Annotated in this window: 21 protein-coding genes; 10 read left to right on the forward strand and 11 right to left on the reverse strand. The window is 73.9% G+C overall.

The window, feature by feature from the left end:
- The first annotated feature begins 64 nt into the window (after positions 1–64).
- Complete coding sequence (locus tag OG429_RS05670) at positions 65–1,861, forward strand: RNA ligase family protein (protein WP_328930168.1); 1,797 nt, start codon at positions 65–67, stop codon at positions 1,859–1,861.
- Positions 1,861–4,785 (forward strand): poly(A) polymerase, encoded by a 2,925-nt coding sequence (locus OG429_RS05675; RefSeq protein ID WP_328924179.1) that lies wholly within the window; start codon positions 1,861–1,863, stop codon positions 4,783–4,785. Before OG429_RS05670 ends, OG429_RS05675 begins: the two co-directional genes overlap by 1 nt.
- A gap of 13 nt (positions 4,786–4,798) precedes the next feature.
- On the opposite strand, the gene OG429_RS05680 is transcribed toward OG429_RS05675, so the two are convergent.
- From OG429_RS05680 to OG429_RS05700, 5 genes are all read right to left on the reverse strand, one after another.
- Positions 4,799–5,716: an NADP-dependent oxidoreductase gene (locus OG429_RS05680; RefSeq protein WP_328930169.1), complete on the reverse strand. Its 918-nt coding sequence runs from the start codon at positions 5,714–5,716 to the stop codon at positions 4,799–4,801.
- A 120-nt stretch (positions 5,717–5,836) separates the two neighbouring features.
- Positions 5,837–7,213: a GH1 family beta-glucosidase gene (locus OG429_RS05685; protein ID WP_328924180.1), complete on the reverse strand. Its 1,377-nt coding sequence runs from the start codon at positions 7,211–7,213 to the stop codon at positions 5,837–5,839.
- Positions 7,210–8,073, reverse strand: coding sequence for a carbohydrate ABC transporter permease (locus OG429_RS05690; protein WP_328924181.1), 864 nt, complete (start codon positions 8,071–8,073; stop codon positions 7,210–7,212). Before OG429_RS05690 ends, OG429_RS05685 begins: the two co-directional genes overlap by 4 nt.
- Positions 8,063–9,118 (reverse strand): carbohydrate ABC transporter permease, encoded by a 1,056-nt coding sequence (locus tag OG429_RS05695; RefSeq protein ID WP_405680426.1) that lies wholly within the window; start codon positions 9,116–9,118, stop codon positions 8,063–8,065. The genes OG429_RS05690 and OG429_RS05695 overlap by 11 nt, the downstream gene beginning before the upstream one ends.
- A gap of 10 nt (positions 9,119–9,128) precedes the next feature.
- Positions 9,129–10,445: an ABC transporter substrate-binding protein gene (locus OG429_RS05700; RefSeq protein ID WP_328924182.1), complete on the reverse strand. Its 1,317-nt coding sequence runs from the start codon at positions 10,443–10,445 to the stop codon at positions 9,129–9,131.
- A gap of 162 nt (positions 10,446–10,607) precedes the next feature.
- On the opposite strand from OG429_RS05700, the gene OG429_RS05705 reads away from it, so the two are divergent.
- Positions 10,608–11,900, forward strand: coding sequence for an ROK family transcriptional regulator (locus tag OG429_RS05705; protein ID WP_328924183.1), 1,293 nt, complete (start codon positions 10,608–10,610; stop codon positions 11,898–11,900).
- Between the two features lie 37 nt (positions 11,901–11,937).
- Here OG429_RS05705 and OG429_RS05710 read toward each other — a convergent pair whose 3' ends face one another.
- The 3 genes from OG429_RS05710 to OG429_RS05720 all read right to left on the reverse strand — a co-directional run bounded on the left by OG429_RS05710 (position 11,938) and on the right by OG429_RS05720 (position 14,922).
- Positions 11,938–13,014: an RNA ligase (ATP) gene (locus tag OG429_RS05710; RefSeq protein ID WP_328924184.1), complete on the reverse strand. Its 1,077-nt coding sequence runs from the start codon at positions 13,012–13,014 to the stop codon at positions 11,938–11,940.
- Positions 13,015–13,154: 140 nt separating this feature from the next.
- Entirely contained in the window at positions 13,155–13,901 is a 747-nt protein-coding gene (locus OG429_RS05715; RefSeq protein ID WP_328924185.1) for a peptidoglycan-binding domain-containing protein, read from the reverse strand.
- Positions 13,902–14,097: 196 nt separating this feature from the next.
- The gene (locus tag OG429_RS05720) at positions 14,098–14,922 is read right to left on the reverse strand and encodes an MFS transporter (protein ID WP_328924186.1); all 825 of its coding nucleotides are present in this window, start codon (positions 14,920–14,922) and stop codon (positions 14,098–14,100) included.
- A gap of 9 nt (positions 14,923–14,931) precedes the next feature.
- On the opposite strand from OG429_RS05720, the gene OG429_RS05725 reads away from it, so the two are divergent.
- Entirely contained in the window at positions 14,932–15,360 is a 429-nt protein-coding gene (locus OG429_RS05725) for a hypothetical protein (RefSeq protein ID WP_328924187.1), read from the forward strand.
- A gap of 58 nt (positions 15,361–15,418) precedes the next feature.
- Positions 15,419–16,261, forward strand: a complete 843-nt coding sequence (locus OG429_RS05730) for a MerR family transcriptional regulator (protein WP_328924188.1) — start codon at positions 15,419–15,421, stop codon at positions 16,259–16,261.
- Positions 16,262–16,265: 4 nt separating this feature from the next.
- Here the strand turns inward: OG429_RS05730 and OG429_RS05735 are convergent, their stop codons facing one another.
- Positions 16,266–16,562 (reverse strand): hypothetical protein, encoded by a 297-nt coding sequence (locus OG429_RS05735; RefSeq protein ID WP_328924189.1) that lies wholly within the window; start codon positions 16,560–16,562, stop codon positions 16,266–16,268.
- A 97-nt stretch (positions 16,563–16,659) separates the two neighbouring features.
- Between OG429_RS05735 and OG429_RS05740 the strand changes: the two genes are divergently transcribed.
- Both OG429_RS05740 and OG429_RS05745 read left to right on the forward strand, forming a co-directional pair.
- Positions 16,660–17,130 carry a hypothetical protein gene (locus tag OG429_RS05740; protein WP_328924190.1) on the forward strand — a complete coding sequence of 157 codons (471 nt, stop codon included), beginning with the start codon at positions 16,660–16,662 and terminating at the stop codon, positions 17,128–17,130.
- A gap of 429 nt (positions 17,131–17,559) precedes the next feature.
- A complete protein-coding gene (locus tag OG429_RS05745) occupies positions 17,560–18,042 on the forward strand; it encodes a GNAT family N-acetyltransferase (RefSeq protein ID WP_328930171.1) in 483 nt (160 codons plus the stop codon).
- Between the two features lie 11 nt (positions 18,043–18,053).
- On the opposite strand, the gene OG429_RS05750 is transcribed toward OG429_RS05745, so the two are convergent.
- Positions 18,054–19,061: a helix-turn-helix transcriptional regulator gene (locus tag OG429_RS05750; protein WP_328924191.1), complete on the reverse strand. Its 1,008-nt coding sequence runs from the start codon at positions 19,059–19,061 to the stop codon at positions 18,054–18,056.
- A 119-nt stretch (positions 19,062–19,180) separates the two neighbouring features.
- Between OG429_RS05750 and OG429_RS05755 the strand changes: the two genes are divergently transcribed.
- The gene (locus OG429_RS05755; protein WP_328924192.1) at positions 19,181–19,591 is read left to right on the forward strand and encodes a DUF3224 domain-containing protein; all 411 of its coding nucleotides are present in this window, start codon (positions 19,181–19,183) and stop codon (positions 19,589–19,591) included.
- A gap of 75 nt (positions 19,592–19,666) precedes the next feature.
- Here OG429_RS05755 and OG429_RS05760 read toward each other — a convergent pair whose 3' ends face one another.
- Positions 19,667–22,399: a DNRLRE domain-containing protein gene (locus OG429_RS05760; protein WP_328924193.1), complete on the reverse strand. Its 2,733-nt coding sequence runs from the start codon at positions 22,397–22,399 to the stop codon at positions 19,667–19,669.
- Between the two features lie 335 nt (positions 22,400–22,734).
- Here OG429_RS05760 and OG429_RS05765 point away from each other — a divergent pair, with 335 nt between their 5' ends.
- Positions 22,735–23,037, forward strand: coding sequence for a hypothetical protein (locus OG429_RS05765; protein WP_328924194.1), 303 nt, complete (start codon positions 22,735–22,737; stop codon positions 23,035–23,037).
- 159 nt (positions 23,038–23,196) lie between these two features.
- The gene (locus OG429_RS05770; protein ID WP_328924195.1) at positions 23,197–23,658 is read left to right on the forward strand and encodes a Crp/Fnr family transcriptional regulator; all 462 of its coding nucleotides are present in this window, start codon (positions 23,197–23,199) and stop codon (positions 23,656–23,658) included.
- Positions 23,659–23,764: the final 106 nt, after the last annotated feature.

A 23,764-nucleotide genomic window follows, 5' to 3' on the forward strand; every position in this document is an offset into this window, starting at 1 on the left:
ATGGATGAGGCTGCTCCGGATACCTACAGTGACGGGGCACCACGTCGTCGAGCAGGAGCAGATCATGCGCACGCACTACCCCCGTACGCCCCATCTGCCCTGGTCTCCCGGGGCCAGCGCGGACGATGTCCGGGTGACGGGGCCGGGGGCGTGGTCGGGGCTGGCCGGGCGTGAGGTCGTGGTGACCGAGAAGCTCGACGGGGAGAACACCACCCTGTACGCGGACGGCCTGCACGCGCGTTCGCTCGACTCGGCCCACCACCCCTCGCGGGCCTGGGTCAAGGGCCTCCAGGGGCGGATCGGCGCGGGCATCCCGGCCGGCTGGCGGGTGTGCGGGGAGAACCTGTACGCCCGGCACTCGCTCGCGTACGAGGATCTGGAGAGCTGGTTCTACGGGTTCTCGGTGTGGGACGGGGAGCACTGCCTGGACTGGGACCGGACCGTACGTTTCCTGCGCGGTCTGGGCGTTCCCGCTCCGCGCGTGCTGTGGCGGGGCGTTTTCGACGAGCGTGCGCTGCGCAGGCTGAAGCTCGACACCGCGCGGCAGGAGGGGTACGTCGTACGGACCGTGGACGGCTTCGCGTACCAGGATTTCGGGCGGTGCGTGACCAAGTGGGTGCGCGGCGGGCACGTGCAGACGGACACGCACTGGATGTTCGCACCGGTCGTGCCGAACGGGCTCGGTCCGGCCGCCCCGTTGTGGGCGGTCCGGTCGGGTGCGCGGGCCGACGCGGCGGAGCTGCTGACGGCGGCCGGGGTGGCGGGTGCGCCCTGGGCGGCCGGCGCCGCCGAGGCCGGCCAGGTCTCCGGGACCGATGCCCCGACCGCATCCGTCGCCGATGCGGTGGCCGAGGCCGCCGCGCGGACGGACGGATCGGGGCGGACCGGCGACGCCCGGCTGGCCGGGGTGCTGGCCGCCGCGCTGCACGGCGCGCCGCGGGGCCGGGTCGCGGCGCGGCTCGCGGCGGGACCGCTCGGGATGGGGCTCGCGCGGCAGGTGTCCGACCTGCTCGGGCTGTACCCGTACCTCCAGCGGCCGTTCCCGGACACGGAGCGGCGGGCCGGGCTGGTCCGGATGGCCGCCGCGGCCGATCTGGGCGTGCTGCACGCGCTGGCGGGGGCGACGGCCGGGGACGCGCAGGCGCGCGAGTGCGTGGAGTGGTCCGCGCTGTGCGCCGAGGAGGCGGGGCTGCTCGGCCCCGACCCGCTCGGAGCCTTGCGCACCGCGCTGCGGGAACCCCTCGGTGAGCTCGGCGCGGACGCGGCCGACCGCTGCTGGGCCGAGGCGCGGCGCGCGTTCGCGCTGGGTCGGATCGGCACGGCGGAGGAGGCGGTGGCGGCCACCTGGCGCTGGCGCGACGGAACGTTCCCCCGGCTGGTGCAGCTGTGCGGCCCCTCGGGCAGCGGCAAGAGCACCTTCGGACGCGCCCTGCCCGGAGTGGACACCTACATCAGTCTCGACGATCTGCGCACCGCCCGGGGTTCCCGTGCGGACCAGCGGGCCAACACGGAGGTGCTGAGCGAGGGCCTCGACCGCCTCGACGCCGCGCTGGCCCGCGGGGGCACGGTCGTGTGGGACGCCACCTCCCTCACGGACCAGCAGCGGGGACTGGCCGGTTCGGTCGCGCGCCGCCGCGACGCGCTGGTCACCCACGCCGTCGTGCTGGTCGACGAGGAGGAGCTGGTACGGCGCAATGCCGCGCGCCCGCATCCGGTGCCGCCGCAGGTACTGGACTCGCAGCTGCACCGGTTCAGCCCGCCGTATCCCGGTCAGGCGCACCGGACCTGGTACATCGGCGCGGGCGGCGGCGTCGAGGACACGGTGGGCGTTCTGGGCGCCGCGGCGGGCGGGGAGCGTTGATGCGTACCAGCGAGGAGCTCTACCATCAGGTCCGCTGGGACCCCCGGTTCGATCCGGCGCGGTTCGTCCTCGGGCTGCTCCAGCGCGGAGCCGCCCCGAAGCGCGTGCCGCTGCCGTCCTTCGTGCCCGGCGGCGACATCCCCTGGCACCGCGTGCTGTTCGTCGAGGCGGACGGCGAACTGGTGTGGGACCGGGCCACGGGAGTGGACCGGATCGACGCCACCGCCGCGGGGCGGGTGCGTGATCCGCGCCTGCTGCGGGCTCCGTTCTTCACCGCCCGGACCCCGTACGCGTGGGATCCGGCGGACGGCGGCGGCTGGCTGCCGACGCAGGCCCCTCCCCCTGGCGGGACGGGGGCCCCGACCGCGGTGCGGCTGCTGACCTGGAACACCCTCTGGGACCGGTACGACGCCCCGCTCATCGCCACCGCCCGGCGCAGGCCGCTGCTGCTGGCCGATCTTTCGGCCGCCGACGCCGATGTCATCGCGCTCCAGGAGGTCGAGCCCGCGCTGCTCGGCATGCTGCTGGCCGAGGACTGGGTGCGGGAGCGGTACACGCTCGCCGCGGATCCGGGCGGCCGCGACGTCGCCGAGTACGGGCTGCTGGTGCTGAGCAGGCTGCCGGTACGGGAGGCGGGACTGCACCGGCTCGGCCCGCACAAGGCGGTCACCGCGGTCACGGTGGACGTCGCGGGCGGACCTCTGGTCGTCGCCGCGACCCACCTGACCAGCGATCACACCGAGAACGGAGAGGTACGGCGGGCCGCCGAACTGAGGCGGCTGGCCGAGGGGCTGGGCGGTGTGGAGGCCCCGCTGGCGCTGCTGGGCGACTTCAACGACGGCCGCTCCGGAGCCGAGGGACCCGGGGCCGCGCTGGGGATGCGGGATGCCTGGACCGATGTGCACGGGGCCGGCGACGGTACGCCCACGTTCGATCCGGTGGCCAATCCCCTGGCGGCGGTGGGCTCGCTGTCGGGGCGGGCGGCGCGGCTGGACCGGATCCTGCTGAGGGCCTCCGGGCCGGCCCGGGTGACCCGGGCGGCGCTGCGCGGCCACGCTCCGGACCGGGACGGCCTGTTCGTCTCCGACCACTACGGGGTGGAGGCGACGGTGGAGTGGGGGGCACCGGGCGCCGGGCCCGCGCGGCTGGGGGCCCCTCCCAGCGGAGCTGGGGGAGTACCGTCGACCGCGCGTACGGCGGTGGCGTGGCTGCCGCCCGAACTCCCCGAGGCGGCGGACGCGCTGCGGCGGGCGCACGACCCGCAGGCCGACCGCTGGCCCGCACACGTCAACCTGCTCTTCGGCTTCGTGCCCGAGTCCTCGTTCGAGGAGGCCGTACCGCTGCTGGCCGAAGTGGCGGCGGCGACCCCCGTGTTCACGGCACGGATGGAGGGGGTGCACAGCTTCGGGCACCGGGAGGACGCCACGCTCTGGCTGGATCCGGCGGCGGCCGGCGACGAGCCGTGGCAGGACCTGCGCGGGGCGCTGGCACGGCGGTTCCCGGGGTGCCGGGAGCGCACCGGGGAATACACCCCGCACCTGACCCTGGGCCGCAGCCGGGATCCGCAGCGGGCGGCTCGGGAGTTCACCGCCCGGCTCGGCGGCGGCGTGTCGGCGCGTGTCGGGGAACTGGCGGTGCTCTCACGGCGCGGGGACGGGCCGATGCGGGTCCGGGCGACGGTGGCTCTGGGAACCGGCGAGGTGCGGTGGGTGGCGCCGGAGGCCGCGGAGCCGGTCGGCGAACCCGCCCCCGGACCCGCCACCGGAGCGATCACCGAGCCGGTCACTGCCCGGTTCGTCACGGCCACGGCCGATCGGGTGGCCGGGGCGATCGGCGCCGGGCTGCTGCGGGTGGCCGGATCGCGCCGCATGCGCTGCGAACTCGCGCACGCGGACCTGGACCTGGTGGCGGCGCTGCCGGGCTCGCCCGATGTCGCGGAGGTACGGCGACGGGTCGAAGCGGCGCTGCCGGAGGCCGAGCGGATGCGTGAGGTGACCGGTGCGCGGGTGCCGGGCCTGCGGTTCCGGCTGGGGACGCTGGATGTGGACCTGGTGGTGGTCGGCTGTGGCGCGGTGGAACCGGGGCAGGCGCTCGCCCGGCGGTCGGAGCTGGGCGAGGCGGCGGCCGTCGCGCTCAGCGCGCTGAGCGACGCGGATGCCGTACGGGACTTCGTGCGCGAGGAGGCCGACGCCTTCACCCGGCTGGCCCGGGAGGTCAAGGCCTGGGCCCGGGCGCGGGGTCTGGACTCGGCGCCGTTCGGCGCGCTGCCCGGCCTCGCCTGGGCGGTGCTCGCCGCGCGCACCGTGAGCGCGGCCGGGCCGATTCCGCCCGAGGCCCTGCTGCGGGAGTTCTTCGGCATGTGGGCGGCGTGGGACTGGCGGGAGCCGGTCGGCCTGACGCCCTCGGCGCCGGGGCCCGGCCCGGTGACGGTCCTCACCCCCTCCGAGCCGGTCCGCAGTTGCACGACGCAGGTGGGACTCGGCATGCGCGATCTGCTGGTCCGGGAGCTGTACCGGGCCTGGGAGCTGCTGGACGCGGATCCCGGGGCCTTCGGCGAGGTCCTGGCGGCGCCGCCGCTGCACCGGCGGCACGCCGCCTGGGCGGTGGTGACCGTACGGGCGCCCGAGGAGCGGGAGTTCGAGTCGGTCCTGGGCCGGGTGCGCGGCCGGATGCGGGCGCTGCTCGGCGCCCTGGAGGAAGCCGGGACCGCCGACGCGCACGCCTGGCCGGATCCCTTCGGGACGGTCCCGGGCCTGGCCCGCTACGCGATCGGGCTCGGCGCCACCCCGCCGGACGCGGCGCGGCTCGCCGCCGTGGCCGCGCCGTGGTCGCGCGGCCTGCCCGGCGTCGAGGTCACGTGGGCGGCCTGCGGCGAGGTGCCGGACCTGGGCCGGCGGGGCCCGGGCCCGGCGGTCGGCGCGTAGCGGCCGTTCACGTTCAGATCTCGATGACGATCTTGCCCGAGGTGTGGCCGCCCTGGCTCAGCTCGAAGGCCGCGGCCAGCTCGGACAGCGGGAAGGTCCGCGCGACGGGCACTGTGAGCTGTCCGCCGTCCGCGAGGCGGCCCAGTGCCTCCAGGTCGCTGCCGACCGGGCGGACCCACATCCACTCGCCGCCCGAGCCGGTGACGGTGGGGTCGGCGATCGAGGCGTGGCGGCCGTCGGCGTGCAGCACTTCGCGGGTGACGGCGAGGACCCCGCCGACGAAGTCGGCGACGACCGTGACTCCTTCGGGGGCCAGTTCGAGGACCCGGCCCGCGAGTCCGTCGCCGTACTCGACGGGCTCGGCTCCGAGCGATCGGACGCGGTCGTGGTTGCGGGCGGAGGCGGTGCCGATGACCCGGGCCCCGAGCGCGCGGGCGATCTGGACGCCGAGGGAGCCGACGCCGCCGGCGGCGCCGTGGATGAGGACGGTGTCGCCCTTGCCGGTGCCGAGCCGGGTGAGCACCTGGTAGGCGGTCTGGCCGGCGAGCGGGAGCCCGGCGGCCTCGGCCCAGCCGAGCGAGGCGGGCTTGTGCGCGAGGGACCGTGCGGGCACGGTGACGAACTCGGCACAGGTCCCGCCGTGCACGTAGTCCTTGCGGGCGTTGGCCATGACCTCGTCGCCCTCGGTGAACTCGGGGGTGTCCGGTCCGACCCGCTCGACGGTGCCGGAAACGTCCCAGCAGGGAACCACCGGATACACGACGTCCATCAGGCCGTCGAGCCCACCCGCCATGACCTTCCAGTCGACGGGGTTGACGCCGACGCACTTCACCCGGACGAGGACCTCGCCCGGACCGACCTTCGGCAGGGGCAGCCGTGTCTCGGTGAGCACCTCCGTACCGCCGTACGTCTCGTAGGCAATCGCCCGCATGGTGTTGTCCTGCGCCATCCACCTGACCTCTCCGTGAGCTGCTGGACCCGCCCCGGGCCCATCCCACCACGCGCGCGGCGCCCGCCCCGAGAAGCAGGGCGGGCACGGTGCGGCGAAGCGTCAGCGGGCGCGGTGCGAGGCGATGATCTCGGCGTAACGGCGGCCGCTGGACTTCACCGTGCGACGCTGGGTGGCGTAGTCGACGTGGACCAGGCCGAAGCGCTTGTCGTAGCCGTAGGCCCATTCGAAGTTGTCCAGCAGCGACCAGGCGTAGTAGCCGGCCACCGGTGCGCCGCGGCGGGCCGCGCGGGCGCAGGCGGCCAGGTGGGCGGTGAGGTAGGCGGTGCGTTCGGGGTCGTGGACGCGGCCGTCGGGAGCCACGGTGTCGGGGTACGAGGAGCCGTTCTCCGTGATGTGTACGCGCTGGGCTCCGTACTCCTCGTGCAGGCGCATGATCAGCGACTCCAGGCCGTCGGCGTCGACCTCCCAGTCCATGGCGGTGCGCGGGACGCCGGGCCGCTCGATCTGGCGGGCGAAGGGCGCGGGGCCGGCCGGATCGTCGGTGACGACCTGCGGGAAGTAGTAGTTGAGGCCGGTCCAGTCGAGGGGGGCGGCGATGGCGGCGAGGTCGCCGGGACGTTCGGGGAGGTCCACGCCGTAGACCTCGCGCATGTCCGCGGGGAAGCCGCGGCCGTGGACGGGGTCGAGCCACCAGCGGTTGACGTGGCCGTCCATGCGCCGGGCGGCGGCGTGGTCGGCCTCGCTGCCGGTGGCCGGTTCGACGGTGGAGAGGTTGTTGACGATGCCGATCCGCGCTCCGGGGGCGGCCGCGCGGACGGCTTGGGTGGCGAGGCCGTGGCCGAGCAGCAGGTGGTAGGAGGCGCGGACGGCCGCGGTGAGGTCGGTCAGGCCGGGGGCCATCCTGCCCTCCAGGTGGCCGATCCACGCCGAGCACAGCGGCTCGTTCAGCGTGGCCCAGTGGGTGACGCGGTCGCCGAGCCGTCCGGCCACGAGACCGGCGTACGCGGCGAAGTGCTCGGCGGTGGCGCGCTCGGGCCAGCCCCCGCGGTCCTGGAGGGCCTGGGGCAGGTCCCAGTGGTAGAGGGTCACGTTGGGTTCGATGCCCGCGGCGAGCAGTGCGTCGATCAGCCGGTCGTAGAAGTCGAGGCCCTTGGAGTTGGCGGGGCCGTCTCCGCCGGGCACGACGCGCGGCCAGGCGACGGAGAGCCGGTAGGCGTTGGTGCCGAGCTGCCGCATGAGGCCGATGTCGCCGCGCCAGCGGTGGTAGTGGTCGCAGGCCGTGTCGCCGGTGTGGCCTCCGTCGATGGCGCCGGGGACGCGGGTGAAGGTGTCCCAGATGGAGGGGGACCGGCCGTCCTCGTCGACCGCGCCCTCGATCTGGTAGGCGGAGGTCGCGGTGCCCCAGGCGAAGTCGCGGGGCAGGGCGGCGAGGTCGAGGGCGCGGTCGGCGACGGGGAGGCGTTCGAAAGAAGTCATTTGACGGCTCCTGCCGTGAGTCCGGCCACCAGGTACTTCTGCAGCAGCAGGAATCCGGCGACGACGGGGATGCTGACGACGAGCGAGGCGGCCATGATCTGGTTCCAGTACACGTCGTTCTGCGTGGAGTAGCCCTGCAGTCCGATGGAGAGGGTGCGGGTGGTGTCGTTCGTCATGACGGACGCGAAGAGCACTTCGCCCCACGCGGTCATGAAGGCGTACACGGCGACGGCGACGATCCCGGGCACGGCGGCCGGGAGCACGACCCGCAGCAGCGCGCCGATCGGGCCGCAGCCGTCGACCGTGGCCGCCTCGTCGAGGTCGCGGGGCACCGAGTCGAAGTACCCGATGAGCATCCAGATGGAGAAGGGCAGCGAGAAGGTGAGGTAGGCGAGGATGAGCCCGCCTCGGGAGCCGTAGAGCGCCACCCCGGTGCTGTTGCCGATGTTCACGAAGATCAGGAACAGCGGGAGGAGGAAGAGGATCCCCGGGAACATCTGGGTGGACAGCACGGTGACGGTGAACAGGCGCTTGCCACGGAACCGGTAGCGGCTGACGGCGTACGCCGCGAAGACGGCGATGACCACGGAACAGACGGTGGCGGCCCCGGCGACGATCAGGGAGTTCAGGAAGTACGTGGCGAGCGGGACGGTGTGCCAGATGTCGATGTAGGGGCGGATGGTGAGCCCGCCGGGGATCCAGCGGAACCGGCCCGCCACGTCCGCCAGCGGCTTGAGCGAGCTGGTGACCATCACGTAGACGGGCAGCAGCACGAAGCCGGCGAGCAGGGTCAGGAAGACGGCCCGGACGGCCCTGAAGGACAGGGGCGGGTCGAGCGGGCTGCGGGGCCTAGCAGGCATCGTCGTGCCTCCGTCCGCGTGTGGTGACGAGCAGGTACCCGGCGGTGACCAGGAGGAGGAAGAGCAGCAGGAGGACGGACATGGCCGAGCCGGTGCCGAAGTTCCAGGTGACGAAGGACGACTGGTAGATGTGGACGGAGATCAGGTCGGCGGCCTCGGGCGCCGCCTTGCCGAACAGGACGAACGGCGTGTTGAAGTCGTTGAAGGTCCACAGGAACAGCACCAGGACCAGTACCTGGTTGACCGCGCCGAGCGAGGGCAGGGTGATCCGGCGGATCTGCTGCCAGACGCCGGCGCCGTCCAGGGCCGCGGCTTCGTAGAGGTCGCCCGGGATGTTCTGGAGGGCTGCCGTCACGACGAGGAAGGCGAACGGCCAGCCCTTCCACACCGAGACGGTCAGCAGGGCCCAGAAGCTGTTGTCGCCGATGAGCCAGAAGGTGTGCTCGGCGCCGCCGAGGCCGAGCTGGTCGTGGAGGACGTGGTTCACCAGGCCGTTGTCCCGCTGGAACATGAACACCCAGGTGATGACGGCCGCGTAGACGGGCAGGGCGTACGGGACGAGGAAGAGCGCCCGCAGGAAGCCGCGGCCGCGGAAGCTCTCCTGCGTGAACACGGCGGCGGCGGTTCCGAGCAGCCAGCACAGGCCAACGGAGAGCAGGGTGAACAGGCAGGTGGTGAGGAAGGAGCCGAGGAGGGCCTCACCGACGGGGCGGTTGACGTCGACGGCGAGTTCGTAGTTGCGCAGACCTGTCCAAGGGGCGCGGGACCAGTCCCGGATGAAGAACTGCGTGAGCTCCCGGAAGCTCATCAGGATGCCCATCACCATCGGGACGAGGTGGATGAACAGTTCGAGGAGGAGGGCGGGCAGGAGCAGGAGGTAGGGCAGGGCGGTACGGCGCAGACGGCCGGTGGGGCGCATTCGTCCCGTACGGCGTACCCGGACGGCGGCGCGGGGCGGCCGCGGGGCGGCGCCGGCCCCAGCCTGGGCGTCGGCTCCGGCGTCGGGCCCGGTGTCTGATGGCATCGCGGTGGGCGCGGAGGTCATCTGGCGGGGCTCAGTTCGGCATCTGCTGCTGGGCCTTGGTGAGCTTCGCCTTGACCGATTCGGTGGTCACCGGGCGGCCGGCCGCGGCGTCGGCGAAGAGCTCCTTGATCGCGGTGCCGACGGTGGTCTCGAACTGCGACTCCTCGGGGACCTGCGGGAGCGGGGCGGCGCTGGTGGCGAGGGTGTCGCGGAGCACGGTGAGGTCCTCGGCGGCGAAGGCCGGGTCGCTCTGGGCGGCCTTGACCGGCGGGATGGAGCCGTAGGTCTTGTTGAGGATCTTCTGCTCCTCGTCGCCGGTCATGAACTTCACGAATTTCAGCGCGCCGTCGATGTTGTCGGTGTTCTTGAAGACGGCCAGGTTGATGCCCGCGACCATGGAGTTGGTGTTCCTGCCGGTACCGGGGGTGCCGCCCGCGGGGACGGGGACGGGGGCCACACCCCAGTCGCCCTCCTTCATGCCGTGTGCCGTGAAGCTGCTGGCCGCGCTCTGCCACAGGACCATGGCGGTCTTGCCGCCGGCGAAGTCCTGGAGCGACTGGTTCTTGTCGTACTCGGCGTTGCCGGGCGCGATGATCTTGTCCTTGGCCATCAGGTCGACGTACTGCTTGACGGCCTCGACGTTGGCGGGGGTGTCGAAGGAGGGCTTGCCGGCGGCGTCGAAGAACTCGGCCCCGTGCTGCCTGGAGAGCACGAAGGCCTGGTGGATGTTGTTGGAGAGGTTCGAACCCTCGGCCCCCAGCGCCCACTTGCCGTCCTTGGACAGCTTCCGGCCGGTGGTGACCATCTCGTCCCAGGTGGCCGGGGGCTTCTCGATGCCCGCCTCATGGAACATCTTCTTGTTGTAGTAGAGCGCGTACGACATCGAGTAGAGCGGGACGGCGGCCGGGTCCTTGCCGGCGGCTCCGGCCGAGCCGATCGCGGACTCGACGAAGCGGTCCTTGCCGCCGATCGCCTCGAAGTTCCCGGCGTCCCAGGGCAGCAGGGCGCCGGTCGCCTGGAGGGAGGAGGACCAGGTGTTGCCGATGTTGAGGACGTCCGGGCCCTGCCCGGAGGCGGTGGCGGCGAGGATCCGATTGAGCAGGTCGGACCACGGGACGACTTCGAGCTTCACCTTGATGCCGGTCCGCTGCTCGAACTTCTTCAGCTCGGGACCGAGCGCGGCCTGGTCCGCCGCGATGTCCGGGCCCTGGTTCGACGCCCAGTAGGTGAGCTCCCCGGGGGCTGTGTTGGATCCGCCCCCGCTGTCCGCGGATCCGCCGCCGCAGGCGGTGGCGGCGGCGAGGAGGGCGACGGTGACGGCGGCTGCGGCGGCTCTGGTTCTGCGCATGGCGGCTCGGCCCCTTTCGGCGAGGTCGCGGGCAACGGCAAGGCCGACGCGGGCGCTCCGTCCAGGCCTTAATTTAGGACGTGAGTTAAGCCTCGTGAAAGGGTCGCGTCAAGAGGTCGCGCAAGGGTATGTTGCGAGCGATGCCACTGCGGAAGGAGCCGGATGACCACGGGGCGTAGCGGACGAACGGTGCGGGACCTGCGGCGGGGCAACCGGAGCGCCGTTCTCCAACGGCTGTACTTCGGCGGGCCGATGAGCCGCCAGGAACTGGGGCCCGCCACCGGGCTGAGCTCCGGATCCGTCAGCAACGTCGTCGGCGAACTCGTCGCGGACGGGCTGCTGGAAGAGGCCGGCGTGGTCGACTCGGACGGCGGCCGGCCCCGCACCCTGCTGCGCGTGGCGCCCGGCAGCGCCCACATGATCGGCGTCGATGTCGGCGAAACCCGGGTCCGCGTCGAGCTGTTCGACCTGACCCTGACCGAACTGGCCCGCACCGAACTCCCGTTGCTGCCGCGCGGCTGCTACGACGTCGGCCCGATCGTCGACCACATCGAGCAGGGCATCGCCACCGTGCTCGCCGAGGCCGGCGTCGGTACGGAGCGGCTGCTGGGCGTGGGCGTCGGCGTACCGGGCATCGTGGACCGCGAGGCGCCGGGCGGGGCCGTGGTGCACGGCCAGACCATCGGCTGGGACGCGGTCCCGCTGGAGGAGCTGCTGCGCGCCACCGGAGCCCTGCCGCCGGAGGTCCCGTACATCATCGACAACGGCGCGCGGACCCTCGGCCAGGCGGAGATGTGGTTCGGCGCGGGGCGCGGGGCCCGGGACGCGGTGGTCGTGCTCTTCGGCTCGGGCGTCGGCGCGAGCCTGATCACCGACGGCTCGCCGGACGGCGGGACGACGCAGGGGACCCCGCTGGAGTGGGGCCACCTGACGGTCTCCGTACGCGGCCGGCGCTGCCGGTGCGGGGCGCTGGGCTGCCTGGAGGCGTACACGGGAGCCGAATCCCTGCTGGCCCGCTGGGCCGAGCGCGGCGGCGGCCCGGTGGACTGCGTGGACGAGGAGGAAGCCCTGTCGGCCCTGCTGGCGGCGGCCGGTTCGGGGGACCCGGTGGCGCGGGAGGTCCTGGACGAGACCGCGGAGTACTTGGGCGCGGGGCTGTCGGACCTGATCAACCTGTTCCGTCCTGAGCGGATCCTGATCGGCGGCTGGGCGGGCCTCATGCTGGGCCCCCGCATCCTCCCGGCGGTACGGGAGCACGCGACGCGGTACTCGCTGCGCCATCCGGCGGGCCGGGTCACCGTGGGCCTGGGTTCCCTGGGCCCGGACGCCGTCACGGTCGGCGCGGCCACCCTCCCCCTCTCGGCGTTCTTCGCGACGGGCGGCCGCCGCGCGGCCCCGGCCCCCCACACCGAACCGCCGGGCTGGCGCACGGCCCTGGAGGTCCGAAAGCCGTGAGGGACGGGGCCGGGGCCGGCCGGACCGGCCCCGGCGGTCACTCGTACTCCGTACCGCCCTTCCGGGTCAGGTACGCCGGGCTCACCGCCTTGCCGATGGCGCGGCCGCCCACCACCGGGCTGTACCGCTCCACCACCGGCCGGATCACGACCCCCTCGCGCAGGTGCACCTCCCGCCCGGACACGGTCTCGCGGCCGCTCGCCAGCTCCAGCACCGTGTCGAGGTCGTACGGCCCCTCGTACAGCCGCGGCACCAGCGGCAGCTCGCCCTCCGGCAGCACGGCAGCCGGGTCCAGCCACCGCACCTGCCCGTCGATCTCCGCGGACACGTCGAAGACGGCGTATCCGGGCGGGGCCCCGGCGGTGCGCACGTCCGTCCCGTAGCCGAGGTCCTGGACGCCCGCGCCGTACACCTCCCCGAAGATCCCGACCCGGCTCGCGCCGAGCCGGGCAGCCAGCCCGGCCGCGACGGCCGGCACGCCGTGCCCCCGCACGGCCCGCCAGTAGACGTTGCGCTCGTCCTCGCTCAGCGCGAGCCCCTTCGAGCCGTAGCCCTTGGAGGAGACCACGGCCCGCTCGCCCTCGACGACGTACGTGAACAGGCAGGCGGTGCCGTGCAGTTTCTCCGTGAGGACGACCGGCTCGCCGGGCTCGAAGAGGTGCGGATAGCGCTGGAGGTTCTCGATGTCCACCCACGGCATCAGGTCCGGGGCGGACTCGACGTCGCCGTTCATCGTCGTCGGCACGGGCGGCGCCCATTTGGTGATGCCCAGCGACTCCGCGAAGTCCGTGCCCTCCTTGGCCGCCAGCACCAGATCGACGTCGGCGAGCGCGCGCGGCCGGCACACCAGCCCCTGCGAGAGCTCGCCGCGCAGCCGGACCGCCTTGACCCGGTCGGCGGAGCTTCCGGCCAGCCTCCCGGTCAGGCCGAGCTCCTCGATCAGGCCGGGCGGCAGGACGGCCTGCTCCGGTATGTACAGGGCGAACTCACCCGTGCGGTAGGCGCCCTTGGCGACGACGGCCCGGTACAGGCCCACCTGGGCCAGCTCCAACGCGTCGGCGTTCGGGTGCTCGTGGACGGTCAGCTCCTCGACGGTGACCCTCAAGGTCGACATGGGCGGACTCCTCGGACGTGGCGGTGGTGATGGACGCGACTGCGGCCGACGCCCACTTTCCCTCCCGCCATTTCCGCTGGTCCAGCGCTTATCGGGGTGTTAGCCTGCCGCGCCGCCGAGGGCCTCCGACCGCGGGAGGGTCAGCCGCCGATGGGGAACGAAGCCTGCGTGGCGGGCCCGTAGACACCGGGCTGGTCGCCCTTGATGTTCCGGTCGCGCTGGAGCTGGGCGACACCGCGCCGGGTCTGGCTGTCGTAGACACCGGTCGTGGAGACGTACGTGAACCCCTGCCCGAACAGCCGCTCCTGCAGGGCGCGCACCCCCGAACCGCTGTCCCCCATGCGCAGCGTGCCGTACGAGGCCTGCCCGGCCGAGGCGCTCGCCGACGGCCCCGGCTTCGGCGACGCCTGGGAGGCCGAGGCCGAGGCCGTGGCCGACGCCGAGGGCTTCACGGACCGTACGGTCGCCTCCGGCGACGGGCTGCCGTCCGGGCTGCGCGCCGGGAGCGCCGGCAGGGACAGCCGGAGCGGCGCCTCTGCCCGCGCGCGGGGCTCCGGCTCGTCGGGGCCGGTCAGCAGGTACACCAGACCGCCGGCCAGGCCGAGCGCGATCAGGGTGAGGGCCGCCGCCGGGAGCCGGCTGCGGCGGCCACCGTCGCGGTCACGCCCGGCCGCGCGGCGCGAGCGGGGCGCGGCGGAGGCGGCGTCGCGGGCGGCGGGCGCCGCCTCCGCCCGCGGTTCGAAATCGTGGAAGGACAGCGGTGCGGGGCCGGTCTGCGGCCAGACGGAAGCCGTCGGCCCGGAGGGACCTTCCGGGGGCACCGCGTACGGGCTCGTGAACAGGCTGTCGCCGGGGACGGGTCCGCTCTCGTCGGGGTGGTGGGACACGGTTGCCGGTCAGGCTCTGGCACGCCGTGCGGCACCGCGTGCAACGAGCGCGGGAGAACCACCGGTCGCGGCCGGGTGGAGCGAGGAGCGGACCGATATGGACATCTTGGGGTCTCCGAGTGCAGCTCATGCGGTGGTTCTTGATCGGGCGCACTCTGTCCCCTGTGCGTACCCCGGGTCAAGCCTGATGTCCGAACTATCCCTTCGGTCCGCTATCCCGGCGCCGGACCGACGTGACCCGGACGGTACCCGCGGCCAGGAGCATCAGGGCGGCTCCGCCGAGCGGTGCGGCCGGGGCCGCGATGCCGTCGACGGCGAGGCCGCCGAGCAGCGCGCCCGCGGCTATGGCCAGGTTGAACATGGCGACCATGAGCGAGGAGGCCGTCTCGGCCACGGCCGGAGCCGCCTTGATCATCCAGTTCTGCAGGCTCACCGGGACCCCTCCGTACACCGGCCCCCAGGCGAGCAGCAGGGTGGTCCCGGCGACCGCTCCCGGGAGGACGGCGATCGACGCGAGGATCACGGTGAGGCAGGTGCTGACCGTGAGCAGCGTGCGGTACGCGTCGCGCGCCCCGGCCAGGAAGTTGCCCGCGACGCCCGCGACGCCGTATCCGAGCAGAAGGGTGCTGACGTACCGGGCGTCGATGCCGGAGACGTCCTGCAGGATCGGCCGTACGAAGGTGTAGGCGGCGAACTGTCCGGTCACCACGAGGAAGGTGACGACGACTCCCGCTCGGACCCCCGGGTTCTCGCGGAGCAGGGCGGGGAGTTCGGGGAAGGTGATGGGGCGGCTCGGCGGCAGCGGGGGCAGCAGCAGGAGCAGGGCGGCCAGGGTGAGGAGGCCGAGGGCGCCGACCGCCGCGAAGGCGGTGCGCCAGCCGCCGAGTTCGCCCAGCAGGGTCCCCGCGGGGACGCCGAGCACGGAGGCGGTGGGGACGCCGCCGAAGGATCGATTCGGCTCCGCGGCCGCCGTCACCCGGACGCGTGAGGCGGGGCCCCGGCCGGGCGGGGTGTACGGCAAAGTGGTGCGATGCAGTTACGCCGGGCCGTGCCCCTCTCCCTCCTCGCGCTCCTCGCGAGCGCCGGCTGTGTCTCCGTCGGCCCGCAGCAGTCGGTTCCGGTTCCCCCGCGTGGTTCCGTACCGCCCGCCGACGCGCCGGACGCGTTGCCGCCCGTGCCGCTGCCCCTCGGGGAGCTGCCAGCGGCCGCGGCGGGCGGCACCGGCCCACGTCCCGTCCCGGCTCCCGATCCGGCCCCGGACCCGGCCCCCCCGGCCGCGCGGCCCCGGGCCAAGGCCTCCCGGCCGTCCGCCGGACGGCAGCACGCCGCCAAGCCCACGGTTCCCCATCCGCGGCGGGGGCCGGTCCCGCCGCCGCACGTGGACGAGCTGTGCGCGGCCGCGGAGGGCGCCGTACCGCCGTCCATCGTCGATCTGTGCCTGCGCCAGTACGGTCACTGACCACCACAGTGCGAGGCTTGACCCTCCCCCTGTGTCAGGGCCTGCACTGGAAGGCGTCATGTTCACCATCGGAGACTTCGCCAAGCACGGCCGCGTGTTGGTCCGCATGCTGCGTCACTACGACGCCCTCGGACTGCTGCGCCCGGCCCGTGTCGACCCCTTCACCGGCTACCGCTCCTACGAGGCCGGGCAGCTCGCCCGCCTCAACCGTGTCATCGCGCTCAAGGAACTCGGCTTCAGCCTCGACCAGGTGGGGACGATCCTCGACGAGCGGGTGGGTACGGAGGAGATGCGCGGCATGCTGCGGCTGCGCCAGGCGGAACTGGAGACCGCCATGGCCGCCGCGGCGGCCCGGCTGGTCCAGGTCGAGGCGAGGCTCCGGACCATCGAGAGCGAGGGTTCCATGCCTGCCGACGACATCGTCGTGAAGAGTCTCCCGTCCGTCCGGCTCGCCGAGCTGGCCGGGATCGCGGGGAGCTACGAGCCGCAGGACATCACTCCGGTCATCGGCCCGCTGTACGAGGAGCTGTGCCGCCGCGTCGAGGAGGCCGGGGTGGTTCCGGCCGGTCCCGGCCTCGCCTACTACGAGGACGCGCCCGGCGTGGAGCCCGGTACCGCGGTCCTGGTCCACGCGGGGCTGCCGGTGGCGGCGGCGGTCCGCGCCGAGGATCTCGGGGGCGGGGTACGGATCGTCACGCTGCCGGCCGTCGAGCGGGCGGCGACCGTGGTGCACCGGGGCTCGATGGACGGGGTGCTGCCGACGGCCCAGGCCCTGGCGCGCTGGATCGACGCGCACGGCCACCGCTCGGCGGGGTACGCGCGCGAGTTGACGCTCGCCTGCCCCGAGGACCCGGACCAGTGGGTCACCGAACTCCAGGAGCCCCTCGCCCCGGCCTCCTGACGCCTCAGGCGCGGCGGCCGCAGACGTGGGCGCAGCGCCTGGCCGTGTCCCGGCGGGCGGTGCGCAGCCGGTGCACGGTGGTGCGGCCCCGGCGCTTCCACTCCCCCCGGGGCAGGGCGGCCCGCTGGCCGCCGCTCGCGATCAGGGCGTTGACCGGGGTCATCGGGTCGGCGGCCATCGCCTTGGCGAACAGGACGCCGACGACGAGCGGGACCAGGGCCACGGCCAGGGCGGTGCCGGCGGTGGTCACGTGCTGCATGCGCGGGCGGAGCGTGGCGCTGCGCGGGGCCTCGGAGGTCATGGCCTCATTCGACCAGCGGCGGCGCGGCGGGGAATCGGGGCGGATACTCAGGCTGTTGGGCTCCAGGTACTCAGACGGGCGGGCGGGGTGGTAGGTGATGGAGGCATCCGGGCAGGGTTTCGAGGCCGCGACCGGCGACGGCCCTGACACGCCGGACGAAGCCGGAGCGCCGGCTGCCCGGCGGGCGGCGGAGGTACGCACGGCGTACGAGGGGCTGCTCCAGATCCGTCGGCTGGTCAACGGCCCGGCGGGCACGGCGGTTCCCGCCCCGTGGGAGGTCCGCCGGCTGCCGCACGCGGTGGCCCTCGTACTGGAGGCGGCGGGGATCGCACCGTCGGCGCTGGACGCGCGGGGGCGGCGTACGCGGACGGGCTACCGCGTGGCCGCCGGAGCTGAGCCCGGGCGGGCGGAGGTGACCTGGCCCGGCCCCCCGGGCGGCGGCGCGGCCGGGGAGGAACAGGAACGGCTGAAGGCCTGTGCGGCCGTGCTGGAACGGCTGGGGTGGGTGTGCCTGCTGTACCGGGGCGCCCGCGGGCGCCGCTTCCTGGAGGTGGAGCCCCCGCGCTGACGAAATCCGGTGGCCGTCGCCGTCCCGTACGGCGAGACTCGCGCGATGAGCATGCTCGAAGCGCTGGCGGACCGTATCGGCCGCGGCGAGACCGTGGACTTCCGGCCGACCGGCGGATCCATGGCGCCCCTGATCCACAGCCGGGATCGCGTGCGGGTCGCGCCGGCCGACCCGGCGCTGGTCGAGGTCGGCGACATCGTCCTGGCCCGCGTCAGCGGCGCGGTGTACCTGCACCTGGTGTCGGCGGTGGCCGCGCCCCGCCGGCGCGTGCAGATCAGCAACAACCAGGGCCACGTCAACGGCTGGACCGGCCATGACCGGGTGTTCGGCATCTGCCTGGCCGTGGACGGCGTCCCCCGCCCGGGCGCGGCCGCCAAGGTCCGCCGTCCCGCGACCCGGCCCGTCGCGCTCGCCACCCGCCGCCTCGACCTGCTCCCGCTGAGCCCCGCGCACGCCGACGAGATGGCCCTCGTACTGGCCGACCCCGCCCTGCACGCCTTCATCGGCGGCGCACCGCTGTCGCCCGACGGGCTCCGCGCCCGCTACGAGCGGCTGGCCACCGGCTCCCCCGACCCCGAGGTCGTGTGGGCCAACTGGGTACTGCGGCTGCGCGAGCAGGGAAGGCTGGTCGGCACCGTCCAGGCCACGATCACCCCCGGCCGTGACCGGGCCGAGCTGGCGTGGACCGTCGGCACCGCATGGCAGGGCCGGGGTTTCGCCGCGGAGGCCGCCCGGGCGCTCGCCGCCTGGCTGACGGAGCTCCCGATCGGCACTCTCGTCGCGCACGTGCACCCGGACCACGCGGCATCGGCGGCGGTCGCCGCGGCCTGCGGCCTGCGCGCGACCCTGCACCGCCAGGACGGCGAGATCCGCTGGCAGTCCGCCGGCCGCGGCGGCCCCGGCTCGGGGTGAGCCGGCCGGTGTCAGCCGTAGCGGGCGGCGAGCGCCGCGACCGTGCCGGCGACGGCCGAGCGCAGCTCGGGCGGGCCGAGGACCTCGGCCTCCGTACCCAGCCGGAGCAGGTCGCCGACCGCGACGGCCTCGGACTCCACCGGGAGCCGGATCCGTACCCAGCCCTCCTCGTCGGCCGGACCGGCGTCGGCGAGCGCCCGTACGCCCGCCGCGCCGAACTGCATCGGCAGCAGCCGCTGCCCGCGGGGCGAGAGGCGCAGCTCGGCGGTCTGCTGGTGGAGCACGGCGTCCAGGCGGCGGGTGGACTCCTCCCAGTACGCGGCTAGTTCGAAGTCGGCGGGCCGCTCGAAGGCGTCGGGCGAGGCGTCCACCGCCAGGAACCGCGAGACCCGGTACGTCCGGACGGCGGCCGCGGGGGCCGCGGGGGCCTCTGAGCTCACCGCGTTCCCGGAATGCCCGGCCCGGGCCACGAGGTACCAGATGCCGCCCTTGAGGACGAGGCCGAGCGGATGCAGTTCCCGGTGCACCTCGCCGCCCCAGCGGCGGTAGTGGGTGTGCAGGACCCGCTGGTCCCAGACGGCCTCGGCGATCCCCGCGAGGTGCGGGACGGGGTCGGCGTCGCGGAACCAGGCGGGCGCGTCGAGGTGGAACCGGTCCTGGATCATCCTCGCCCGGCCGGCGAGCGCGGCGGGGAGCGCGGCCTGGAGCTTCAGCTGGGCGGCAGCCAGCTCGGCGCCGAGGCCGAGTTCCCGCGCGGGGCCGGGTACTCCGGCGAGGAAGAGGGAGCCGGCCTGGGCGTCGGTGAGGCCGGTGAGGCGGGTCCGGTAGCCGTCCGCCAGCCGGAACCCGCCGGCCGGGCCCCGGTCCGCGAGGACGGGGACTCCGGAGGCGCCGAGGGCCTCGGCATCCCGGTAGACGGTACGGACGGACACCTCCAGCTCGGCGGCGAGCTCGGGCGCGGTCATCCGGCCGCGGTTCTGGAGCAGCAGGAGCAGGGAGAGGAGGCGGTCGGCGCGCATGGCAGTCATTGTCGCCGTACCTGACAGGAGGTGTCAGGTACGGCTGCCAGCCTGGGGGCACAGACCGATGAACGACCCGGGCGGGCAAGAACCGCCCGGGCCCCGCCGAGAGGATCACCATGCCCACGCCCGTAGAGACCGGCGGCCGTTTCACCTTCGCCGACTGGCAGGAGAGTCCCGTCGGCCCCGCGGAGGCCACCCCGCGCCTCGCCCACGCCGAGGTCACCAACTCCTTCAGCGGCGGGGTCGAGGCGGCCCGCACCACCTGCGCCTACACGATCGCGTACACCGGGGAGAAGGTCGGCACGTACGCCGGCATGGAACTGCTCTCCGGCAGCGTCGACGGCCGCAAGGGCACCTTCGTCCTGGAGGAGCGCGGCAGCTTCGACGCGGCCGGCACCGTCTGCCGCTTCGAGGTCGTACCGGGTTCCGGCACCGGCGATCTCGCCGGACTGACGGGCTCCGGAGGGTTCACCTTCCGGTACGGCGACACGTCCGTGGAGTACACCTTCACGTACGGCATCGCCTGAGGCCCGGGCCGTCGGTGGGGCGGACCGGAAACGGCCCGTCCCCGCCGACGGCGCTGCCCTACCTCACGGCGTACCTCACGGCGCGCCGAAGGTCAGCGTCAGCTGCGGTGTGCCCTCGTTGGCCTGCGCCTCCGAGGACCACAGCCACAGCGCGTCCGCACCGGCGCTGCTCAGGGCCAGGCCGTATCCGGTGCCGAGGGCCGCGGCGACGGCCTGGGTGTTCAGCGCCGTGGTGTTCACCGCGGAGCCGTCCGGGACCCCCGCGAACGCGCCGAGTGCCGGACCGCCCAGGCCGGGGCGGTTGTTGTACGTCGTCCCGCCCTCGGTCCACGGCCCGGCGACCGGGACGACCGAGACGGTGTCCGTCGTACCGGCGCCGCTCATCGTGCTCGTCTTCACGCTGAGGGTGGCCGACTTCAGCACCGTGCCCGCGGGCGCGGCGGGCAGGTCGAAACGGAGGTAGCTCGCGTAGAACGAGGTGCCGCGCACGGCGAGCGAGCTCGACGTGCCGTAGTTGGTGTCGGGCGCGCCCGCGTTGGCGTAGGTGTCCTCCGCGGCGGCCACCTGCACCACCGAGTCGGCCGGGGCGGTGGCGAGGGCGTAGTGGTTCTGCACCTGCGCCGCGCTCAGGACGGTCGGGTAGACGGCGGTCTCGTCGAGCCGGCCCGCCCAGTACTCGCTGGTCGGGCGGTCCGGCCAGCCGCCGAGGCTGTCGCCGCCGGCATGCCAGTAGCCCGAGAAGTTCTCGTGCGTGGTGACGTTCAGGGTGCCCTTCTGCGCGCCGTCCACGTAGAGGGTCATCCCGCCGGGGCCCTGGGTGGCGACGACGTGGTGCCACTTGTCGTCGTTGTACGCGGCGCTGGTGGTGACGGTGCGGGTCGCGCCGGTGTAGACGCCGTAGACCAGCCGGCCGTCATTGGTCATGTAGATGTGCTTGTCGTACTGATTGCTGCCGCGGGACTGGTTGTTCCCGAAGCCGAAGAGCTTGCCGCCGCGGGTGGTGTTCGTCTTGAACCAGGTCTCGATGGTGTAGGTGCTGCCCACCGTCTGGCGCTTGTCCCCGTACACCTGGGTGTCCGTGCCGTTGAAGCCGATCGCCGTGCTCGCGCCGGAGACCGCGCCGGGCGTCTGGCGCAGGGCGGGGGCGTTCAGGTGCACACCGCTCTGGTTGCCGCCGTCCGAGGAGTCGGCGACGAAGGGCAGGGCGGACTCGTCGTAGCGCCAGTACTGCTGGGCCCCGTCGGCGCGGACCTGGTTCGGGTAGCCGTCCACCGAGGTCGGGACCGTCACGCTCGCGGTGCCCGACAGGGCGCTGGCGTTGCCCGCCGCGTCGGTCGCCGTCACGCGGTAGGTGTACGACTGGCCGGGCGTGACGGTGGTGTCGGTCCAGGAGGCCTGCGGGCGCCGGAAGAACAGCGAGTCCGCGGTGACCGTGGCGATCGGCGTGGCCGCCCCGTTGCGGTAGATCTTGTAGGTGAGCGCGCTGTCGTCGAGGTCGAGGCTGGTGCGCCAGCGCACCTGCGCCTGGCCGGGCTTGAAGCTGACCGCGCTCGCGACGGGCACGGTGGGCGCGCCGGTGTCCCCGGTGGAGGCGAAGCGCGTCAGGCTCTGCTGCGCCGCGCCGTTGACGGTGGTGAACTCGCCGCCGACCCACAGGTACTGGACGCCGCCCTTGGAGCCGACCGTCATCACGCGCGGGCGGATGCCCTCGCCGATGCCGTCGTTGGTGTCGGGGGCCCAGCCCAGCTTGCCGGTGCCGCTGGTGGGCTGGGCGAGCAGGTGGTGGCGCTGGCCGTCGGGGAACTCGCCGACGCTGGAGCAGTCGTGCGCGTGCGAGGCGCTGTAGAGCACGTTCTGGTACGGCAGTACGGCCTGCGTGGCGCCCAGGCACGTGTCGCGCCAGCGCTGGTTGAAGTCGCCGAGGCCCAGCGCGATCCGGCCGTCGAAGACACCGCCGCCCGTGCCCTCGTTGGCGGTGTAGAAGCCGTTCGCGTCGGTCGCGATGTCCTTGACGACCGAGTTGGTCTCGATGAAGCCGGGATAGGACCTGGTGAGCGCGCCGCTCGTCGCGTTCACGACGGCCAGCGCGTGCGTGTTCGTACCGTTGACGGTGAAGAAGTCGCCGCCGAGCACCACACTGTTGCCGTCCGGGGTGACCTCCACGGCGCGGCCGGGCTCGTCCGCGTTGGCGGTGAAGGGCCTGAGCGTCCCGTCGGCCGCGTCGACCGCTGCGAAGCGCTCGCGCTGCTGGCCGGCGACGCTGAGGAAGTCGCCGCCCGCGTAGACGGTGTCGTCGGTGACGGCGAGGGCCCGTACGGTGGCCGCGAAGGCGGGCCGGAACGCGGGCTTCACCGTGCAGCTCGCCACGTCGATGGCCGCGAGACTGGAGACGGGGGTGCCGTTGACGGCACCGAAGTAGCCGCCCGCGTACAGGGTCTTCTTGTCGGGCGAGAGGGTGAGCGCTCGGACGGTGGCGGTGCCGCCGCCGACCGTGAAGGACAGCTCGCAGGAGGTCGGGGCGCCGGTCGCGGCGTCGAGCGCCACGAAGTTCGCCACCGGCTGCTCGCTGCCGGCGCCGCCCGCGGGCGGGCGTACGGCGGAGAAGGTGCCGCCGACGAAGACCTGGCCGCCCGCCTCGGCGAGGGCCCAGACCACGCCGTTGGGCTGCCAGGTCGACAGCGCGTCGGCGGTGAACGCGACGGGCGGGGTGATCGCCGCCGCCTGCTGGACGAGGCCGAGGCCCATCCCTGCGCCGGTTGTGGCCAGGGACAGGGCGAGAGCGGCCGCCAACCCTCTGGATCTACGCATGAACCCCCCAGTTCGAGTGCCGTGTGGCCGTATCGGGCGCGGCCGGGTGAGCCATGGCCGGAAACAGCCGAACAGCCGTCCGCCAGCCATGCGTACGGGCGCACCTTAGGGTGAATCCGCACTCCGTTCACCCCACTTGACACATCGGATGCCAAACCGCACCGCGCCCACGCGAAGGCGGGCGGGGAGGGTCGGGCGGCGGCGGTGAGCCAGCCGGAACCTGTCGGCCACGACCCGTTCACACAGGGTCACCCTGGCAAAACCGCCCCGCGCGGCGCCGCGCCCCTCTACGGTGCCCTGGGGGGACGGGCACGGCACTGGAGGATGGGGCGGGGATGGACGAAGAAGAGGACATGCGGCTGGCGAGGATGACGCCGGAGATCTCCCGCCGCACGCTCGCCATGCTGCGCGGTCTCGCGGGCCTCGAACCCCCCGAGCAGGTGCCGGAGGACGCGATGGTCGTGGCCGACGCGATCCTCGCCGACTACGGCACCGACGGGCTCCGGGTACTGGCGATGACGCTGTCGGCCTGGGCGACGGCGCAGATCGAGAACGTCGCCGAGCTGAGCGGGCGCAGCAACGAGGCGGTGCTGGACGCCATGGAACTGGCCTGCCTGGAGGCGAACGCCGACGAATAGACGGGGCCGCCGGGACGGGCGGGGACGTGCGGGGCGTACCGGGACCGGGCGGACGGGGCCGGTCCGCAAGAAGCCCTGTCCGTTGCGGTCTCGATGGCGCGCATGTCGGCGACACTGGGGGTAGCAGTGCGCCGCGGGGGGTCGTGATCGGAGGCCGTCGTGAGCACACCTTCCCCCGTCCGGATGGCTGCCGTGCTGTCCGCCGAGCATCGTGGCCGACTGATGGCCCAGGCCCGCGAGGTCAATTTCCCCGAAGGCGCCCGGATCTTCGCCGAAGGCTCCGTGGCGGAGTCCTTCTGGATCGTGCGCTCCGGCACGGTGACCCTGCAGATCCCCGTGCCCGGCGGCCGCAGGCCCACGCCCGTGGAGAACCTCGGCCCCGGTGAGCTGGTGGGCTGGTCGTGGCTGTTCCCGCCGTACGTGTGGCAGCTGAGCGCCGAGGCGATGACGCCGGTGCGGGCGTACGAGTTCGACGGCACGCGCGTGCGGCTGCTCATGGACGCCGACCCCGCCTTCGGATCCGCGATCGGCCACTGGGTCGGGCGCGTCCTCGCCATTCGGCTGCAGCAGACCCGCACCCGTCTCCTCGACCTCTACGCCCCGCGCGCCTCGGCGCGCTAGGCCCGTCCGGGCCTAGCGCGCCGAGGGCGCCCCACGGGATCACCATGCCGCTGCGGACGCCCAGCGGGGGTCCCGGACGGCCTCCGGGGCCTTTCGCAAAGGTTTC

This window comes from Streptomyces sp. NBC_00190, assembly GCF_036203305.1.
GTDB lineage: Bacteria > Actinomycetota > Actinomycetes > Streptomycetales > Streptomycetaceae > Streptomyces.

Coding starts and splice junctions, on each gene's coding strand:
- OG429_RS05670 (WP_328930168.1), top strand. CDS start 65: ATGCGCACGCACTACCCCCGTACGCCCCATCTGCCCTGGTCTCCCGGG.
- OG429_RS05675 (WP_328924179.1), top strand. CDS start 1,861: ATGCGTACCAGCGAGGAGCTCTACCATCAGGTCCGCTGGGACCCCCGG.
- OG429_RS05680 (WP_328930169.1), bottom strand. CDS start 5,716: ATGCGGGCGATTGCCTACGAGACGTACGGCGGTACGGAGGTGCTCACC.
- OG429_RS05685 (WP_328924180.1), bottom strand. CDS start 7,213: ATGACTTCTTTCGAACGCCTCCCCGTCGCCGACCGCGCCCTCGACCTC.
- OG429_RS05690 (WP_328924181.1), bottom strand. CDS start 8,073: ATGCCTGCTAGGCCCCGCAGCCCGCTCGACCCGCCCCTGTCCTTCAGG.
- OG429_RS05695 (WP_405680426.1), bottom strand. CDS start 9,118: ATGACCTCCGCGCCCACCGCGATGCCATCAGACACCGGGCCCGACGCC.
- OG429_RS05700 (WP_328924182.1), bottom strand. CDS start 10,445: ATGCGCAGAACCAGAGCCGCCGCAGCCGCCGTCACCGTCGCCCTCCTC.
- OG429_RS05705 (WP_328924183.1), top strand. CDS start 10,608: ATGACCACGGGGCGTAGCGGACGAACGGTGCGGGACCTGCGGCGGGGC.
- OG429_RS05710 (WP_328924184.1), bottom strand. CDS start 13,014: ATGTCGACCTTGAGGGTCACCGTCGAGGAGCTGACCGTCCACGAGCAC.
- OG429_RS05725 (WP_328924187.1), top strand. CDS start 14,932: ATGCAGTTACGCCGGGCCGTGCCCCTCTCCCTCCTCGCGCTCCTCGCG.
- OG429_RS05730 (WP_328924188.1), top strand. CDS start 15,419: ATGTTCACCATCGGAGACTTCGCCAAGCACGGCCGCGTGTTGGTCCGC.
- OG429_RS05735 (WP_328924189.1), bottom strand. CDS start 16,562: ATGACCTCCGAGGCCCCGCGCAGCGCCACGCTCCGCCCGCGCATGCAG.
- OG429_RS05740 (WP_328924190.1), top strand. CDS start 16,660: ATGGAGGCATCCGGGCAGGGTTTCGAGGCCGCGACCGGCGACGGCCCT.
- OG429_RS05750 (WP_328924191.1), bottom strand. CDS start 19,061: ATGCGCGCCGACCGCCTCCTCTCCCTGCTCCTGCTGCTCCAGAACCGC.
- OG429_RS05755 (WP_328924192.1), top strand. CDS start 19,181: ATGCCCACGCCCGTAGAGACCGGCGGCCGTTTCACCTTCGCCGACTGG.
- OG429_RS05760 (WP_328924193.1), bottom strand. CDS start 22,399: ATGCGTAGATCCAGAGGGTTGGCGGCCGCTCTCGCCCTGTCCCTGGCC.
- OG429_RS05765 (WP_328924194.1), top strand. CDS start 22,735: ATGGACGAAGAAGAGGACATGCGGCTGGCGAGGATGACGCCGGAGATC.